The organism is Collinsella aerofaciens (assembly GCF_005844325.1).
Classification (GTDB): domain Bacteria; phylum Actinomycetota; class Coriobacteriia; order Coriobacteriales; family Coriobacteriaceae; genus Collinsella; species Collinsella aerofaciens_G.
Map to the genome: position 1 here is coordinate 1 of NZ_SPFY01000059.1, position 1,217 is coordinate 1,217.

Sequence of the window (1,217 nt, forward strand, 5' to 3'; positions counted from 1 at the left end):
TGGATTGGCAACACCTATTTGGACGATTCCGGGAGGGACAGCCCCGCCTCCCTGAACTCGACCGGAGACATGTAGCCCAGCGTCGAGTGGATCCTGAAGTTGTTGTACCAGTGCACGTAGTCCGAGAGCTTGGCCCGGAGCTCGCGCGTCGTGCCGAACGTCTCGCGGTGGACGAGCTCGGCCTTCAGTATCCTGTTGGTCGACTCGTCGACGGCGTTGTCGTAGGGGCAGCCCTTGGCCGACAGCGACCTCTCAATGCCGAAGGCCTCGAGCATCAGGTCGATCTCGGCGTTGTCGAACTCGCTGCCGCGGTCCGTGTGGAAGACCTCGATGTCCGAGATGGGGAAGGAGAGCGTCGCGAACGCCGACTTGACCAGCCGGGCGTCCTTCCTGGGCCCGGCGGAGTGGCCGACGATCTCCCTGTTGTAGAGGTCGACGAGCAGGCAGACGTAGTTCCACGAGGCCCCGACGCGCACGTAGGTCAGGTCGCTGCATATATGGGTGCGCGGCGCCCTGCCGCCGAAGCCGCGCGCGACGACGTTGGGCACGTCGGCCTCGTTGACCGCCCCGGGGTGCACCTTGAACCTCTTCCTGCCGTATGCGCTGACCAGGCCGTTCTCCCTCATGATGCGGCAGACCCGGCGCCGGCTGACGGTGACGCCCGACCTCTCGAGCGACGCCTTTATCTTGCGCGAGCCGTACCGGCCCTTGCTGGCGGCGTGGGCCGCGACCACGGCCGGCGCGGCGGGGTCCGGCGCGGCGGGCCGGTCGGCCCGCGAGCGCATGGAGTAGTACGTCGACCTCGCGACGCCGAGGAGCCTGCACTGCGCTGATATGGGGTAGCGGCCCTCGTTGGCCGCTATGGCCCTCACTTTCGAGCGTATATCAGCGCCGCTTGTTTTAAGACGTCGACCTCCATCCGGAGCCTGCGGTTCTCGCGCTCGAGCTCCAGGATCCGGTTCTGCTCGGGCGTGCGGTTGCACGCGGCGCGCGGCGAGCCGGTCGCGTTTATCGACTTGATCCACCTCTCCACGGTGCTCTTGCCGAGGTCGTACTCGTCCATGATCTCGCGCTTGGGCTTGCCGGCGTTGTAGAGGTCGACTATCTGCCTCTTGAACTCGTCGGTGAAATGCCTCGGGTGCCTGGGGTCCCTCATATACGGCCCTCCCGTCTCCTGCGCCCCTCCCGGAACTGTCCACATCAGTGTAGCCAATCCA

The 1,217-nt window shown here is 66.1% G+C and carries 1 protein-coding gene; it reads right to left on the reverse strand.

The annotated features are described in order from the left end of the window. Positions 1–14: 14 nt before the first annotated feature. A protein-coding gene (locus FGQ61_RS09550) for an IS3 family transposase (protein WP_370448105.1) occupies positions 15–1,156 on the reverse strand; the annotation gives its coding sequence in 2 pieces (ribosomal slippage) (positions 15–898 and positions 898–1,156; 1,143 coding nt in all). Between the last annotated feature and the right edge of the window lie 61 nt (positions 1,157–1,217).